The organism is Streptosporangium sp. NPDC000396 (assembly GCF_042898655.1).
Taxonomy (GTDB): domain Bacteria; phylum Actinomycetota; class Actinomycetes; order Streptosporangiales; family Streptosporangiaceae; genus Streptosporangium.
Genome location: NZ_JBIAZA010000003.1, coordinates 258,564 through 273,123 on the forward strand (window position 1 = coordinate 258,564; position 14,560 = coordinate 273,123).

Consider the following 14,560-nt stretch of genomic DNA (forward strand, 5'->3'; position numbering starts at 1 on the left):
AGCGGCGGCCGGTTCACCGGCCGCCCGGTCGGCGTCCCGTCGCCCGTTCACCGGCCGCAGAGCCGGGCCAGGCGCCGGAGTGAGAACCGCAGCAGCGCCGTGCCGACCGGCCTGGCCAGCAGCCAGCCGAGCCGCCCGATCGAGCCGAACGGCAGGTCCAGATCCTCCTCCCAGGTGATCGTGCTGCCGCTTCCGCGGGGCAGCACGCGGAACTCCCCGGTGCCGCGCACCAGCCGTCCCGTGTGCCGGACCGCCACGGTCGTGGGCGGATCCCACCCGGTGATCTCCATGATGTCCAGGAACCCGACGGGGCCCACTCCGGTGAATGCCGCCAGGCGGCTTCCGGCGCCGCGGCCGTCACCGGCGGTGACGTGCGCTCGGGTCAGCACCATCCACTCGTCGTGACGTGTCCAGTCGGTCAGCACGGCGAACACCCGGTCCGGATCTGCGGCCGCGTCCACCGAGACGCTGATGCGAGCGTGAGTCACCCTCCGATCCCTCCCCCCGGTTCCGTACCGCCGAAACCGTCGCCGCGCGCCGATCATTTTCCGGTGAGGTGCAACCGAAAGGGGGTGGGTGGTGTTGAAAGGAGCGTGAGGGATATCGACAGCCGGACCCGCGCGCAACACGAGGAGACGGACCCCGTGGTGAAGGCGCTCGTTGATGATCTTGATGCGGGGTTCGCCGAGCTGTTCGGTGCCTACCGGGGCCTGGTGTTCTCCGCCGCGTTGCGGCTGTGCGGGCGCTGGGCGGACGCCGAGGACCTGACGGCCGAGGCGTTCCTGCGCGCCTACCGCGCGCTGTGCGGCTACGACCGCCGGCGCGTCGAGGAGCTGCAGCCGCGCGCGTGGCTGATGACGATCATGATGAACATATGGCGCAACGACCGCCGCACGGACGTCCGCAAGCCGCCGCCCGACCTGCTGGAGGAGTCTCCCGATGCCGTCGATCCCCGCGAAGGGGTCGAGGAGGCGGCCGAGCGGCGCGAGACGAGCGGAGAACTGGCCGAACTGCTGGGCCGGCTGCCGTCCGAGCAGCGGGCGGCGGTGGTGCTGCGGCACGTCGTCGACCTGCCCGTCAACGAGATCGCCACGGTGCTCGGTATCCCGCAAGGAACCGTCAAGTCGCACATCTCGCGGGGGCTGCGGCGGCTCCGCGCCCTCACTGTCCCGCAAGGAAAGGAGATGCCCGATGGGCTCCAACCATGACCCGCTGCTCGCCGGGCTCGCGGCGCTGGCCACCGACGCCCCCGCCGGGCTGCTGGACCGGATCGCCGCTCGCTGGGTACGCGTCCCCGGCCCGGTCGGCGAGCTGCTGGTCGCCTTCACCGATCAGGGCATCGCCTACGTGCGGGCCGGAGAGGAGGACTTCGCCTCCTCCTTCCGGCAGCGGTTCGCCCGCCCGCTGCTGCCGTCGGACCGGCCGCCGGCCGGGCTGCTGCCCGCGCTGCGGTCGGGGCGGACCGCCGGACTCCGGTTCGACCTGCGCGGCATGAGCGAATTCCAGCAGGCGGTGCTGCGTGCCGCCCAGGCGATCCCCAGGGGGCAGGTGCGGCCCTACTCCTGGATCGCCCGGCTGATCGGACACCCCGATGCCGTACGCGCGGTCGGCTCGGCTCTGGGACGCAACCCGGTCCCGGTGCTGATTCCCTGCCACCGGGTCATCCGCGCGGACGGCGCGGCTGGCGGCTACGTGTTCGGCACGGAGACCAAGGAGGCGCTGCTGAATGCCGAGGGCGTCCCCCTGGGGGAGGTGCGTGAGCTGGCCAGAGAGAACGTCTTCTACCTCGGCAGCGACACCACCGGCATCGTGTGCTTCCCCACCTGCCACAACGCGCGCAGGATCACCTCCGCCCACCGGCACGGCTTCCGCAGCCTTCCCCAGGCCGAGGCCGCCGGGTACCGGCCCTGCCTGCACTGCAGGCCGGGATCGACGAAGGTCGCATGACGCCGCGGGGCTCCTTCACCCGTGACTTCGCCGGAACATCGGGAACCGGCGGCCGGAGGGCCCCGCACGGAGGGAGGCCGGTTCCCGGCGGCGTGAGGGCTGTTACGGCCTTCCCTGCGTCGCCTTCTCCGCCGCCTCCCGCAAGGCGTCGGCCATTGTCACGACCCCGCGGGAGCTGAAGATGAGCATGAGCTGACGCTCCTGCCCGGTCCTGCGGTCGGTCGCGGTGACCTGCTGCACGACCATGTGGGCGCTGATCACGCCGTCTTCGGTCGGCACGTCCATGGTGGCGATCCCGACGTCCACCTGGCTGACGAAGAGCTCTTCAAGGTCAACAGACACGTTTGTGACGCTATGTCCGAATTGATGGGCGGTACAACCTTTGATGGTTAACGGCGCATCAAGCATTTTTTGCGGGACCGCTCGGGCTCGGGTCTCGCCGACGCCCCGTTACGAGGCCGCAGGGACCGGGCGGCGGGTGCCAATGGTTCACAAGTCGTTTCCCAGAAACTCGCAAGAGGGGATTTCTAGTGTCTTCCCCGTAAGGAAAGACCACCGGGGCGCCGTGATCGTCAGAGACCGGCGCACCCGGTGCGGAAGAGGGGAATCGACAATGTCGAAGATCAGCATCGACGACCTCCCGTTCGAGGGGGCGGAGCTTTCCGAGGCCGAGCTGGGCGAGGTCTCCGGTGGCCGCTGGAGCGTGTCCTGGTACATCAAGGGCCGGCCGGCCGAGTGGGAGAACTCCTGATCATCAGGTGATGTGACACGCGGCGGGGCGGGGTTTCCCGCTCCGCCGCTTTTCATGATCGGGGCGGACGTGATCCTTGTATTGAGCGACCGGCAGGACGAGACGGTCGAGATGGTGCTGCCGAAGCTGAGGCGCCGTGGCGTGCCGGTGACGTGGTGGGACCCGGGTGACTTCCCGGCCCGGGCCAGGATCACCGCCGCCTTCACCGGCGACGGGCATCGGGTCGTGCTCGACACCGGTGCCGAACGGCTGGACTTGTCGGCGGTGAGCGCCGTGTGGCGACGGCGTCCGAACTCGCCCGCACCGGCGGAGGCCATGACCGAGCCCTCCCACCGCCATCATGCGATCTGGCAGGCGGAGTTCCTGCTCGACGGGGCATGGGAGCTCACCCCCGCTCGATGGATGCCCTCACGCAGGGAGGTCGAGCGCCGGGCGCACAACAAGATCATTCATATGGCTCGTGCGGCGGCTCTCGGGTTCTCGATGCCGGAGACCGTCTACACCAACGACCCGCGCGAACTGGTCCCGGCCTACGAGAGGGCGGCGGGTCATCTGATCACCAAGCAGATCAATTCCGATGAGTTCACCCTTGACGGCTCCGACCATCGCACCTACACCACCGTTCTCACCCGGCGTCACCTCACCTCGCGGCACCGTCTCCGGCACGAGCCGGTGATCCTGCAGCCGTACGTCCCCAAGTCCGTGGAACTACGCGTGATCGTGGTGGGGGAACGGGTCTTCGCCGCCGAGATCGACTCGCGGGCGTCCCGCACGGCCAGGGACGACTGGCGGCACTACGACCACGACAGGGTGCGCTACGGCGTGCACCGGCTCCCCGGCGACCTGGAGCGCAGGTGCGTGGAACTGACCGCATCCCTGGGCCTGACCTACGGCGCCATCGACCTCATCCTCTCCCCGGACGGGCGGTACATGTTCCTGGAGATCAACCCCAATGGCGCCTGGGGGTTCGTGGAACACCACACAGGCCTGCCCATCAGTGACGCGATCGCCGACTGGCTCGCCGAGGCGGAGACAGGGACGCACCATGAGTGACTTCGGAGCGGTGCTCGAATCCGGCGTGCGGCTGCTGCGCGGCCTGCCCCGCCGACGCGCCCACGTGGAGCAGGCCAGGCGGGCGGCCGCCGAATGGGCGGCCGGTCACCCCGGCCTCGGTGCCGAGCTCGTCGTCGACGAACGCCCCGGCACCCCGGTGGTCGACTTCGACCTGCTGCTGGAGGACCCGGAAGGCGGGACGGTCGCGCTCACCGCGCAGGCCGACGACGGCGTTCCCTGGCTGATCGACCACTCCACGCACTGGGCGGCCGGACAGCTGGTCACCGTGGACGACGTGCATCTGTCGGTCGCCCAGGCGCTGACCATGATCCGTTCGCTGTCGCGCCGTGACGTGACACCGCACGAGGAGATCGTCGACCAGTGCCTGATCCTCAACGAGGTCGGCAAGGACGAAAGGCCGGTCAGCGACGAGGACCTGCAGGCCGCGGCGGACGAGTTCCGGCGCGGCCGGGGCCTGCACGACCGCGCCGCGACGCTGGGCTGGCTGGCCGAGATGGGCATGTCCCTCCAGCAGTTCGAGACCTACATCACCGGGGTGGCCAGGCGGCGGAGCTTCCGCCGCCGTAAGGAGGCCGAGCTCGCGGCGGCCCGTCTGGCCCGAAACCCCGAGGACTTCGACCGGGTCCACGCGGTCTGGATCACCGGGCCGGAGGACGCGCTCGCCGGCAGGGCCGCCGAGCTGGCCGAGGTGTGCCATGCCGGCCTGGCCGCCCTCTCACCGGCCGGTGGCGAGGCCGAGACGACGATCGCCGAGCGCTGGGCCTTCGAGCTGCCCGTACCGCTGCGCGGAGCTTCGCCGGGAACCGTCGTCGGGCCGGTGGCCGGCGGCGGGATCTTCCTCGCCGGAGTCGTCCTGGCGCGCACGGCCGCCTCTGCGGACGAGCGGACGCTGGCCGCCGCCGGACGCGTGGCGTTCACGGAGTGGCTGGCCGAGCGCCGCCGTCAGGCCTCGGTCGAATGGCACTGGTCATGAGGCGCGGCGTCTTCCGTGAGGAGGCCCTGCGCCGGTACCGGGCCCCGTCGCGGCGGGACCGCGTCCCGATGATGATCCGTACGGGCACCCTGGTGGGGCTGTGGGCGGTGGTCGTGTTGCTGGTGGCGGCGGCGGTCGTGTTCGCCGTGCTGCTGCGGGCGCGGATCGGAGGCGCGGCATGAGACGCGTGCCCGTCCTGCTGCAGAACACCGCCACCGAGTGCGGGGCGGCCTGCCTGGCGATGATCCTGTCGCACCACGGCCATCGCGTGTCCCTGCACGAGGTCACCGACCGGCTCCAGATCGGCCGGGACGGCCTCAGCGCGAAGGCGCTCCTGGAAGGCGCCAGGGAATGCGGGCTGAAGGCGCGCGCGTTCTCGCTGGCCCCCGCCGACCTCGCCCGGGTGCCGATGCCCGCGGTGGTTCACTGGGAGTTCAACCACTTCGTGGTCGTCGAGCGCTGGTCACCCGACCGTGTCCACATCGTCGATCCGGCTCGCGGGCGCCGCAGGCTCACGGCGGAGGAGTTCGACGAGGGTTTCACCGGAGTGCTGCTCGCCTTCGAGCCCGGACAGGGCTTCCGGCCGGGCAGCTCCAGCGCCGGGGACGTCTGGCGCCGCCGGTTCGTCCGCACGCTGCTGGCGCGCAGGAAGGGCCTGCTCGCCCAGGTCGTCCTGGCTTCGCTGCTGCTGCAGCTGCTCGGACTGGCACTGCCGTTGTTCTCCGAGGCACTGGTGGACCGGGTCCTGCCCGAGGGTTCCGGAGAGCTGCTGGCCCTGCTGGGCGCGGGACTGGCGCTCGCGGCCATGACGCAGTTCGTGGTCGGCTACCTTCGCTCGGTCCTGCTGGTCGCCGTTCGCGCGGGAGCGGACGCCGAACTGACCGGCGGGGTGGTCTCCCATCTGATCGCCCTGCCGTACCGCTATTTCGCGTTGCGCGGCAAAGGCGACCTGATGACGCGCGCCGGAAGCGTGGCGATGCTCCGGGACATGCTCACCGGGCAGGTTCTCTCGGCGTTGCTGGACGGGCCGCTCGCCCTGGGCTACCTGATTTTGGTGTTCACCTGGGACGCCGTCCTCGGCACCTGCCTGCTCGCCTTCGCGGCCTCGCAGGTGCTGCTGCTCCTGGCCACCGCGCGCAGGGTCGGCCGTCTCACCCAGGAGGAACTCGCCGCCTTCTCCGCGACCCAGAGCCAGCTCGTCCAGGCCATCGGCGGCATCGAGACGCTGAAGGCGTCCGGGGCCGAGCACCGCGCGGTCGAGCAGTGGTCGAAGCACTTCACCGACCAGCTGAACGCCGACGTCCGGAGCGGCCTGACACAAGGTCTGCTGGACGCCGCGCTCGGGGCCCTGCGCCTGCTCGCCCCGCTCGGACTGCTGTGGATCGGCGCCTGGCGGGTCCTCGACGGGCAGCTCACCCTGGGCGCCCTGCTGGCGCTCAACGCCGTCGCCGCCGCCGCTCTCACGCCCATCGCCTCACTGATGACCAGTCTGCAGGGGCTCCAGCAGGCCGGGGCGCACTTCGATCGCCTGTCGGACATCCTGGCCTCCGAGCCGGAGCCGACCGCCGGTATCGAGGTGCTCAGACTGCGCGGTTCGGTGGAGTTGCACGGTGTCGGCTTCCGGCACGACCCTCGTGGGCCGTGGACGCTCCGCGGCGTTTCGGTGTCGATCAGCCCGGGGCAGAAGATCGCTCTGGTCGGCCCCTCGGGGGCGGGAAAGAGCACCCTGGCCCGGCTCCTGCTGGCCCTGCACACCCCGACGGAGGGACGGGTCAGTTACGACGGTGTGCCGTTGTCCGAGCTCAACCTCCGTTCCCTGCGCCGCCAGTTCGGCGTGGTCACGCAGGAGCCGTCGCTGTTCACCGGATCGATCCGGGAGAACATCGCGCTCAACGATCCCGGAGCGTCGATGGAACGGATCATCCAGGCCGCCGAGCTCGCCTGCCTGCACGAGGAGATCTGCTCGATGCCCATGGGCTACGAGACCGTTCTCGTCGAGGGCGGCGGCCTCTCCGGCGGCCAGCGGCAGCGGCTCGCGCTCGCCCGCGCGTTGCTCGCCCAGCCGAAGATCCTGCTGCTCGACGAGGCCACCAGCCATCTCGACAGCACCACGGAGGCGCGGATCGAGGCCAACCTGGGCTGGCTCACCCAAACCCGTATCGTGATCGCCCACCGGTTGAGCACGGTGAAGGACGCCGACCTCATCCTTGTGGTCGACGACGGGCAGATCGTGGAGCGGGGCACCCACGAGGGCCTGATCGCCCGGGGCGGCCGTTACTCCGCGCTGGTGTCGGCCCAGACGGAGGGGAGGGAGCCAGTCGTGGACTCACTTCGAAAGCAGCGCGTACAGACCCAGGCCGATCCCCGCGGCGACGATCAGGAAGCACGTTCCCGCGAGGAGCAGCCCGCGCGGTCTCCGGCCTGAGGACCGCTCCTCGGAGACGGCGATCGACAGGCCCACGAGACCGAACGCGTACGCCGAGACCAGTCCGGCGCCGGCGACGAACCCGGTCACCATGACCTGCCACAGGACGTCCAGGTTGACGGAGCCGCTCACGGCGCCGGCTCCTCGGCCGACTCCGGCCCCCTCCCCGGATCCCTGAGATAGGTGACGGGAACCGGCCGGCCCGTCCACTCGGCCTTGACGTTGGAGGCGTTGACCGGCCTGAGGTCCGCGGTCACGTAGATCGCCAGGGCGAAGACCAGCAGCACCAGGAACACCACGGCTGCGCCCGCCACCCCTCCGATGATCTGGGAGCCCTGCCACGCGGCCGCTCCCAGCAGCGCGGCGGCCGGCAGGGTGGCCAGCCACGTCATCAGGATCCGGGCCGCCAGGCCCCAGCGGACCTCGACGACCCGCCTGCCCAGTCCCGAGCCCACGATCGCGCCGCAGCACACGTGGGTGGTCGACAGCGGGAATCCGGAGTACGACGCGGCGAGAATCAGAGCCGCGGCGGAGCCCTCCGCGGCGAACCCCTGCGGACTCTCGATCTCGGTCAGTCCCTTGCCCACGGTCCGGATGATCCGCCATCCGCCGGCGTAGGTTCCCAGGGCGATCACGGTCGCGCTGCTCACGATCACCCATACCGGCGTGGTGGCGTTCCTGTCGATCGTGCCGTTGATGATCAGCGCGAGCGTGATGATGCCCATGGTCTTCTGGGCGTCGTTGGTTCCGTGGGCCAGCGACACCAACGACGCCGAGCCGATCTGCCCGATCCGGAACCCCGGACCGCGGATGCGGGCAGGCACGTTTCTGATGATCGCGTAGACGAGGTGGGTGCCGACGGCCGCCACGAGAACGGCCGCCAGCGGTGAGAGCAGCGCCGGGACGAGGACGTTCGACACGATCCCGGGCCCCTTGATCGCGGAGGTTCCCGCCGCCAGGAAGGCCGCCCCCACCACCCCGCCGATGAGGGCGTGGGACGAGCTCGACGGGATGCCGAAGTACCACGTCACCAGGTTCCAGACCATGCCGCCCACCAGGCCGGCGAAGAGGACCGTCAACGTGATCGCACGGACGTCCACGATGCCCTGGGCGATCGTGGCCACGACTTCCAGCGACAGGAAGGCCCCCAGGAAGTTCAGGATCGCCGACAGTGCCACGGCCGTGTGCGGACGCAGTGCCCCCGTCACGATGGACGTCGCCACCGCGTTGGCGGTGTCGTGGAACCCGTTGGTGAAGTCGAAGGCCAGCGCCGTTCCCACCACGATGAACAGCAGCAATGGAGTCGCTTCCACAATGTGCCTCATATCACCTTTGGCGATATATAACCTGTCTTCGCCTTAAAATCTGAAATAATCTATTTTGGTCGTTTGTATTTGCTTTTATGAGATCCATGACTTCCTGAGCCGGTTATCCGGGTATCAGATTTTGCCGCCCCGCTCCCGCGATCACCGCCTGGGCGAAAGACGCCGAGTGTCGCCCTCGGCGACGTGCATGCGCCGGGATACGTTGGGGCGATGGACTCTGGCTTCGGCTACTTCGCGACGCATGACGCGGTCGGTCCTGGCAGGCTTGCCCAGCTGGTCGAGCAGCGGGGTCACCAGGCGTTGCTTTTCAGCGAGCACACACACATCCAGGCGGCGGGCGCGCCGCCGGTGCGCCCCGACGGGGGCCGGCTTCCCCGCAAGTACTGGCACACCTACGACCCGTTCGTCGCGTGTACGGCCGCGGGCCTCGCCACGACGCGGCTGCACGTGGGAACCGGCGTCTGCCTGGTCCCCCAGCATCACCCGATCAGCCTCGCCAAGACGGTGGCGAGCGTTGACGACCTCACGGGCGGGCGCTTCGAATTCGGCGTGGGAGCGGGCTGGAACGAGCCCGAGATCCGCAACCACGGGGTGGATCCATCGCGCCGTTTCGCCGTGATGAAGGAGCACATCGAGGCGATGCAGCGGATATGGTCCCACGACGAAGCCGAGTACCACGGAAACTTCGTGTCGTTCGACCCGATCTGGTCGTGGCCCAAGCCGTCCCGGCGGCCCTACCCGCCGGTGCTGGTCGGCGGCACCGGGCCCCGGGTGTTCGAGCGCGTGCTGGCATACGGCGACGGCTGGTTGCCGAACTACTCTCCCGGCGTCCTGGAGCGCGTACGGGAGCTGTTCCGGCTGGCCGAGGACGCCGGGAAGCCGGTGCGGGTGGTGATGCTGTCGGTGCCGCCGGACCCCGCGGTGCTTGAGGCCTGCGAGAAGGCCGGGGTCGCCCGCGCGATGGCGTGGCTGCCGTCGGCCGGCCTGGACCGCGTCCAGCGTGACATGGACGCCTTCGAAGCGGCGCTGGCGGAGATGCGGGGGGAGTGAGGGCCGGACGCGGCGTGCAATCAGTACGGGCAGGCCATGCGCCGTTAACCACACGCACAGCCGGGTGTTCACCGGCACTTCTAGTCTTTGGTGCGGTCGGGGGAACGGTCCTGTTGATCCTCATCCAGGAGGTTCGTCGTGGAACGTCGTACATTCCTTCGTGCCTCGGTGCTCGGCGCGAGCACCCTGGCCTTCGCCGGAAGCCTCTGGCAGGACGCCCTCGCGGCTCCGGCCCAGAACGCTCCCGGTCCCTACGGAGCCCTGCTGGCCGCCGACGCCAACGGCGTCCAGCTTCCGGCGGGGTTCACCAGCCAGGTGATCGCCCGCTCCGGGCAGGTGGTCCCCGGCACCTCCTACACCTGGCACGGTGCCCCCGACGGCGGCGCCTGCTTCGCCGACGGCAGCGGCTGGATCTACGTCTCCAACTCCGAGGTCAACCCCGGCGGTGGCGCCTCGGCGATCCGCTTCGACTCCGGTGGCGGAGTCGTCTCCGCGAACTCGATCCTGTCGGGCACCCGGCAGAACTGCGCCGGTGGCGCGACGCCGTGGAACACCTGGCTGTCGTGCGAGGAGGTCAGCCGCGGCTACGTCTACGAGACCTACCCGTTCGGCGGGGCGGCGGTGCGGCGGCCGGCCCTGGGCCGCTTCAAGCACGAGGCGGCGGCGGCCGACCCGGTCCGCAGGGTGATCTATCTGACCGAGGACGAGAGTGACGGCCGGTTCTACCGGTTCATCCCCACGACCTGGGGTGACCTGTCCTCCGGCACACTGCAGGTGCTCCGCGCGGGCTCGGCCACCTCCGGCTCCTTCACCTGGGCGGATGTGCCCGATCCCGATGGTTCCCCGACCGAGACCCGCCGCCAGGTCTCCGGTTCCAAGTCCTTCAACGGTGGCGAGGGCTGCCACTACGCCAACGACACCGTGTGGTTCACCACCAAGGGCGACAATCGGGTCTGGCAGGTCAACGTCGCCGCCGGCACCTACGAGCTCGCCTACGACGACAACCTCATCAGCCCCGGTACGGCACCGCTGACCGGCGTGGACAACGTCACCGGCTCCACTTTCGGAGACCTCTACGTCGCCGAGGACGGCGGCAACATGGAGATCTGCCTGATCACCCCGGACGACACCATCTCGCCGTTCCTGCGGATCAACGGCCAGAGCTCCTCGGAGATCACCGGCCCGGCCTTCAACCCCGCCGGCGACCGTCTTTACTTCTCCTCCCAGCGTGGCACCTCCGGCAGCTCCTCCGGAGGGATCACCTACTGCGTGACCGGCCCGTTCCGCACGTGAGGGGGCCGGCCCCGATGCCGTCGCCGGATCCGCGAACGTTCGCGGATCCGGCGACGGCTGCGGTCCCTCGCCGTCGATGCCGGATGCCCCGGCCACCGGGTGTGCTCGTCACGACGAGGCGGTGAGGAGAGCGATCAGCCGACGGTCAGGGTGAGCCGGTAGGCGGACAGGATCTCGTTGACCGGCTGGTGGTATGTCGTACCGCCGGTGCGGCAGTTTCCGGAGCCGCCCGACGTCACACCCTGGGCCTGGCTGCCGGAGATGAACGATCCACCGGAGTCGCCCGGCTCGGCGCACGCGCTGGTGCGGGTCAGACCGCTCACCGTGCCCTGCGGATAGGTCACGGTGGCGTTGTGCTGCTGGATGACGCCGCAGCGCCAGCCGGTGGTGGAGCCGGAACGGCAGATCGAGGAGCCGACCACGGCCTGGGCGGAACCGCGGACGACGACGTTGCCGCCGGAACTCCGCACCCAGGGCCTGGGGGTGTTGCCGGGGGCGGCGACCCACGCGTAGTCGTTGCCCGGGAAGGACGAGCCCTGGAACGTGCCGGTCGGGTTGGTGGTCGTGTAACCGGCCCTGCCGCAGTGACCCGCGGTGACGAACCCGGGCGTGCCTCCCCTGGTGACGGAGAAGCCGACGCTGCAGCGGCTGGAGCCGATGTAGTAGGGGCTGCCGCCGATGATGTCGATGAAGGGCCGGGGCTGCTCGGAGGTGACCGCCACCCGGACCGCGTCGTTGTTCACACCGGCGGCGGCGATGAGAGCGTCGCCCGCGGCCTGCTGGGCGGCCTGGACCACGACGCTGTTGGTGGGCAGGTCGACGTACCAGAGGGACGCGCCGGCCTTCGCCTGTTCCGGAGCCTGGTCAAGCCGCTCTTTGAGGGCGGTGAGCTCTTCCAGGGTCCGGCTGACGACCACGGGCTGAGCACCCTGCGCCCTGATGGCGTCGGTCGTGGCGGCGTCACTGGTGGCGACGATGAGCTGGGAGGCGTCGGCGTTGAGCCAGGCACCGGCGTACTTTCCGCCGAGTGTCCTGCTCAGGTTGGATTCCGTGGTGACGGCGCGTGCCTCGGTGGCCAGCCGCGTGACGGCCTGTTCGGCGGTGAGGCCGAGGTCGCGCTGGAGCGCGTCGACGACCGAGGGCGGGGGCGTGGGGGAGAGGGAGGCGGTTTCGGCGACGGCGGGCGACACGGCGGCGGCCAGGTACAGGGCGACCGTGGCGGCCCCGGCCATGAGGGGACCTCGACTGAACATCAGCACTCCTTGTGGGGGGTGCTGTCAAAATATTTGCCATGTGGAGCCCAGGGATATGCCAAAAAATCCCTGTCGCGATGTTATGGGGACTTGATCGTCAGAGCGTGAAACGCGATCCCTCGCCTTCGTGCCGGGCGTCGGCGGGGTGTGGCCGCCGGGCCCGGTCTCCCCGAGGCGTCCGGCGCGTGACGCCGCGCCGTCATCGGGTCAGCACCTCGACGAAGTCGGTGACGAAGCGCGCCGAGTCGACCTGCATGATCACTTCGGTGTCCGGCGCGTCCTCGTAGGGGAACGGCGGCGGGGGCTCGCCCGCGGCGCGCATCAGGCGGCCCCGGTACAGCGGTCCCTCGGCCACCACGTTGACCGGGCCGGACGCGGACGCGGTCGCGAAACCCGGGTCGAGAAGGATCCCGGCGGCGAGCGGGTCGTGCAGCGGGACGACCCGGCGGCCCCACCTGTTCTGGTAGAAGTCCAGATAGGTCTCCAGGATCTCGCCGGCGAAGCGCGCCCGAGGGGTTTTCGCGGCGCGCAGCGCGGCGATGGCGGCCTCGTCCAGGATCGTCCCGCCGGTGACGTTGACACCCACCGCGACCATTTCCTCGCGGGACGCGGAGAACACCGCCCGCGCGGCCACCGGATCGCTGTGGATGTTCGTGTCGTTCAGCAGCGGCCCGTTCCGGTCGGCACGGTGACCCGAACCGCCCATCACCACCACCGAGCGATACCTGGTCAGCAGGCCGGGGTCGACGCGCAGTGCCAGGCCCAGGTTGGTGAGCGGGCCGAGCGCCAGCAGATCGAGCTCGCCCGGCCGCTCGTTCGCGAGCCGTACCAGCAACTCGGCGCCCGTCTCGCCGGTGACCTCCGGCAACGGGCGGTCGTAGCCCCGGTCGCCGAGACCGTCTTTGCCGTGTGCGCGCCCGGTGACGTGCGCGGTCCCGGCCATCGGCCCGGCCGCGCCGCGGGCGACCGGAACCTCCAGGCCGAGCAGCCGGATGACGTAACCGATGTTGCGCGCGGAGTCCTCCTCGGCGCAGTTGCCGAACACCGAGGTGATGGCGGTGATCTCGGCGTCCGGCCGGCCCGCGAGGTACAGCAGGGCATGGGCGTCGTCGATGCCGGTGTCGGTGTCCACGACGACGTGGCGGACCGGGCTCAAGCGTCCTCCCCGGAACGGCCGGATGCGTGTACGGGCGGGCCGCCCCCCCGCATGGAGCGGCCCACCCGATCCTCACTCTTCTTCGTCGCCCTCGAAGAAGTCGCCGATCTCGTCGATCACCTCGGCGGCCACGAACCCGCCGACCGCGCCGGCCGCCACGGCCGCGCCCATGCCCGGCCCGTCGTGATGATCGTGGTAGCCGCGGTGGCCGCCGTCGTGCCCGCCGCGGTGATGTGCGGTCAGCTCGTTCAGCCAGGTGGTGATCTCCGTGGCCCAGTCGATCTGGAGGGCCTGCTCGTGCGTGACCTGGAAACGCCCGAGGGCGTCGTGGCTGGAACCGTGCCCGCCACGCTTGTCGGCCTCCAGGATGACGTCCAGCCCGCCGGGGGTGGCCACGAAGGTCAGCTCGACCTCGTTGACCCGGCCGGCGTACTGGGGCGGCGGGTAGAACTCGATCTCCTGGTAGAACGGCAGCTGCTGCTGCACGCCGTACAGGTGGCCCGCCTCCAGGTCGGCGCTGCGGAAGTGGAAGCCGAGCCGGGAGAAGGCCACGAGGACGGCTTCCTGGGAGGGCAGGGCGGCGACGGAGAAGAGGTCGAGATCGCCCTTGTCCACCGCCTTGGCGATGGCGAGCTCGGTGCGCACGCCCATGGCCATGCCGTTCAGCGGCTGGCCCTCGACCTCGGTGAGCGGCGTCTCCCAGGGCACCGGCACCCGGAACGGGATGGCACGTTCCTCGCCGATGCCCAGCGTGAACGGGCCGGAGACCTCGGCGCGGAAGAACTCTCCGAGGCCGCTGTGCTCGCCCTCGCCGTGCTCCATCTCGATCCTGGCGACCAGCCCCAGGCTGATGTGCTCGATCTCCGCCTCGAACTCGCCGCCCTTGATCCGGACCTCTCCGGTCAGGAACCCGCCGGGCGAGACGCGCGACACGGACAGGACGGTGTCCACCGAGGGACCCCCGACGCCGAAGGCTCCCAGCAGCCGTTTGAAGACCACGGATACCTCTCTCTTGTTGTGGTGATGCAGCTGAAACGGCGAACGAGCGATCGACGTCCGCGGTTCCCAGGATCGCGCGGGCGGAGGCTTTCCGGAGGCCGTGCGGGCGTATTCGTTCCGTAAAAGTCGATCTCTGACAGTGATCAAGCAGGGCAGCGTCAAATCGCCGGTTCTGGGCACCCGTAACTCATGGGGATAGATTGCTGCATCGCACGGACGTCCGATCGGTGAGTCAATCCTGACTGTCACGCCCGCTCGGAGTTCCGATTGGATCGTTCCGTTTCGGACGCCGCAGGACTGGAATGCCACAGGAG

16 protein-coding genes are annotated in these 14,560 nt (G+C 70.1%); 9 read left to right on the top strand and 7 right to left on the bottom strand.

The genetic code is table 11. The features are described 5' to 3' along the window. Positions 1-47 precede the first annotated feature (47 nt). Positions 48-488 carry an SRPBCC family protein gene (locus ACFY2X_RS06105; RefSeq protein ID WP_389932995.1) on the bottom strand — a complete coding sequence of 147 codons (441 nt, stop codon included), beginning with the start codon at positions 486-488 and terminating at the stop codon, positions 48-50. 105 nt (positions 489-593) lie between these two features. Here ACFY2X_RS06105 and ACFY2X_RS06110 point away from each other — a divergent pair, with 105 nt between their 5' ends. After that, a complete protein-coding gene (locus ACFY2X_RS06110) occupies positions 594-1,208 on the top strand; it encodes an RNA polymerase sigma factor (RefSeq protein WP_389932998.1) in 615 nt (204 codons plus the stop codon). Further along, a complete protein-coding gene (locus ACFY2X_RS06115; RefSeq protein ID WP_389933001.1) occupies positions 1,192-1,947 on the top strand; it encodes a methylated-DNA--[protein]-cysteine S-methyltransferase in 756 nt (251 codons plus the stop codon). The genes ACFY2X_RS06110 and ACFY2X_RS06115 overlap by 17 nt, the downstream gene beginning before the upstream one ends. A 102-nt stretch (positions 1,948-2,049) precedes the next feature. On the opposite strand, the gene ACFY2X_RS06120 is transcribed toward ACFY2X_RS06115, so the two are convergent. Further along, a complete protein-coding gene (locus tag ACFY2X_RS06120; RefSeq protein ID WP_389933004.1) occupies positions 2,050-2,289 on the bottom strand; it encodes a hypothetical protein in 240 nt (79 codons plus the stop codon). 271 nt (positions 2,290-2,560) lie between these two features. Here ACFY2X_RS06120 and ACFY2X_RS06125 point away from each other — a divergent pair, with 271 nt between their 5' ends. From ACFY2X_RS06125 to ACFY2X_RS06145, 5 genes are all read left to right on the top strand, one after another. After that, positions 2,561-2,698, top strand: coding sequence for a putative ATP-grasp target RiPP (locus ACFY2X_RS06125; protein WP_389933007.1), 138 nt, complete (start codon positions 2,561-2,563; stop codon positions 2,696-2,698). A gap of 69 nt (positions 2,699-2,767) precedes the next feature. Continuing rightward, the gene (locus ACFY2X_RS06130; RefSeq protein WP_389933014.1) at positions 2,768-3,751 is read left to right on the top strand and encodes an MvdC/MvdD family ATP grasp protein; all 984 of its coding nucleotides are present in this window, start codon (positions 2,768-2,770) and stop codon (positions 3,749-3,751) included. Then, positions 3,744-4,745 (top strand): TIGR04500 family putative peptide maturation system protein, encoded by a 1,002-nt coding sequence (locus ACFY2X_RS06135; RefSeq protein ID WP_389933017.1) that lies wholly within the window; start codon positions 3,744-3,746, stop codon positions 4,743-4,745. The genes ACFY2X_RS06130 and ACFY2X_RS06135 overlap by 8 nt, the downstream gene beginning before the upstream one ends. Further along, positions 4,730-4,927 (top strand): hypothetical protein, encoded by a 198-nt coding sequence (locus ACFY2X_RS06140; protein WP_389933020.1) that lies wholly within the window; start codon positions 4,730-4,732, stop codon positions 4,925-4,927. The genes ACFY2X_RS06135 and ACFY2X_RS06140 overlap by 16 nt, the downstream gene beginning before the upstream one ends. Next, complete coding sequence (locus tag ACFY2X_RS06145; RefSeq protein WP_389933023.1) at positions 4,924-7,170, top strand: peptidase domain-containing ABC transporter; 2,247 nt, start codon at positions 4,924-4,926, stop codon at positions 7,168-7,170. The genes ACFY2X_RS06140 and ACFY2X_RS06145 overlap by 4 nt, the downstream gene beginning before the upstream one ends. On the opposite strand, the gene ACFY2X_RS06150 is transcribed toward ACFY2X_RS06145, so the two are convergent. Further along, positions 7,072-7,302, bottom strand: coding sequence for a hypothetical protein (locus ACFY2X_RS06150; RefSeq protein ID WP_389933026.1), 231 nt, complete (start codon positions 7,300-7,302; stop codon positions 7,072-7,074). The genes ACFY2X_RS06145 and ACFY2X_RS06150 overlap by 99 nt on opposite strands. Further along, positions 7,299-8,495, bottom strand: a complete 1,197-nt coding sequence (locus tag ACFY2X_RS06155) for an anion permease (RefSeq protein ID WP_389933029.1) — start codon at positions 8,493-8,495, stop codon at positions 7,299-7,301. Before ACFY2X_RS06155 ends, ACFY2X_RS06150 begins: the two co-directional genes overlap by 4 nt. A gap of 210 nt (positions 8,496-8,705) precedes the next feature. Between ACFY2X_RS06155 and ACFY2X_RS06160 the strand changes: the two genes are divergently transcribed. Next, positions 8,706-9,545 (top strand): LLM class F420-dependent oxidoreductase, encoded by an 840-nt coding sequence (locus ACFY2X_RS06160; protein WP_389933031.1) that lies wholly within the window; start codon positions 8,706-8,708, stop codon positions 9,543-9,545. Positions 9,546-9,683: 138 nt separating this feature from the next. Then, positions 9,684-10,838, top strand: coding sequence for an alkaline phosphatase PhoX (locus ACFY2X_RS06165; protein ID WP_389933033.1), 1,155 nt, complete (start codon positions 9,684-9,686; stop codon positions 10,836-10,838). A 134-nt stretch (positions 10,839-10,972) separates the two neighbouring features. Here the strand turns inward: ACFY2X_RS06165 and ACFY2X_RS06170 are convergent, their stop codons facing one another. The 3 genes from ACFY2X_RS06170 to ACFY2X_RS06180 all read right to left on the bottom strand — a co-directional run bounded on the left by ACFY2X_RS06170 (position 10,973) and on the right by ACFY2X_RS06180 (position 14,246). Further along, complete coding sequence (locus ACFY2X_RS06170) at positions 10,973-12,091, bottom strand: S1 family peptidase (RefSeq protein WP_389933036.1); 1,119 nt, start codon at positions 12,089-12,091, stop codon at positions 10,973-10,975. Positions 12,092-12,290: 199 nt separating this feature from the next. After that, positions 12,291-13,247: a nucleoside hydrolase gene (locus ACFY2X_RS06175; RefSeq protein ID WP_389933039.1), complete on the bottom strand. Its 957-nt coding sequence runs from the start codon at positions 13,245-13,247 to the stop codon at positions 12,291-12,293. 72 nt (positions 13,248-13,319) lie between these two features. Next, a complete protein-coding gene (locus tag ACFY2X_RS06180) occupies positions 13,320-14,246 on the bottom strand; it encodes a sporulation protein (RefSeq protein WP_389933042.1) in 927 nt (308 codons plus the stop codon). Between the last annotated feature and the right edge of the window lie 314 nt (positions 14,247-14,560).

Excerpts from the sequence above, each read along its gene's own strand:
- ACFY2X_RS06125 (WP_389933007.1), top strand. The coding sequence starts at position 2,561 with ATGTCGAAGATCAGCATCGACGACCTCCCGTTCGAGGGGGCGGAGCTT.
- ACFY2X_RS06140 (WP_389933020.1), top strand. The coding sequence starts at position 4,730 with ATGGCACTGGTCATGAGGCGCGGCGTCTTCCGTGAGGAGGCCCTGCGC.
- ACFY2X_RS06135 (WP_389933017.1), top strand. The coding sequence starts at position 3,744 with ATGAGTGACTTCGGAGCGGTGCTCGAATCCGGCGTGCGGCTGCTGCGC.
- ACFY2X_RS06145 (WP_389933023.1), top strand. The coding sequence starts at position 4,924 with ATGAGACGCGTGCCCGTCCTGCTGCAGAACACCGCCACCGAGTGCGGG.
- ACFY2X_RS06115 (WP_389933001.1), top strand. The coding sequence starts at position 1,192 with ATGGGCTCCAACCATGACCCGCTGCTCGCCGGGCTCGCGGCGCTGGCC.
- ACFY2X_RS06170 (WP_389933036.1), bottom strand. The coding sequence starts at position 12,091 with ATGTTCAGTCGAGGTCCCCTCATGGCCGGGGCCGCCACGGTCGCCCTG.
- ACFY2X_RS06155 (WP_389933029.1), bottom strand. The coding sequence starts at position 8,495 with ATGAGGCACATTGTGGAAGCGACTCCATTGCTGCTGTTCATCGTGGTG.
- ACFY2X_RS06160 (WP_389933031.1), top strand. The coding sequence starts at position 8,706 with ATGGACTCTGGCTTCGGCTACTTCGCGACGCATGACGCGGTCGGTCCT.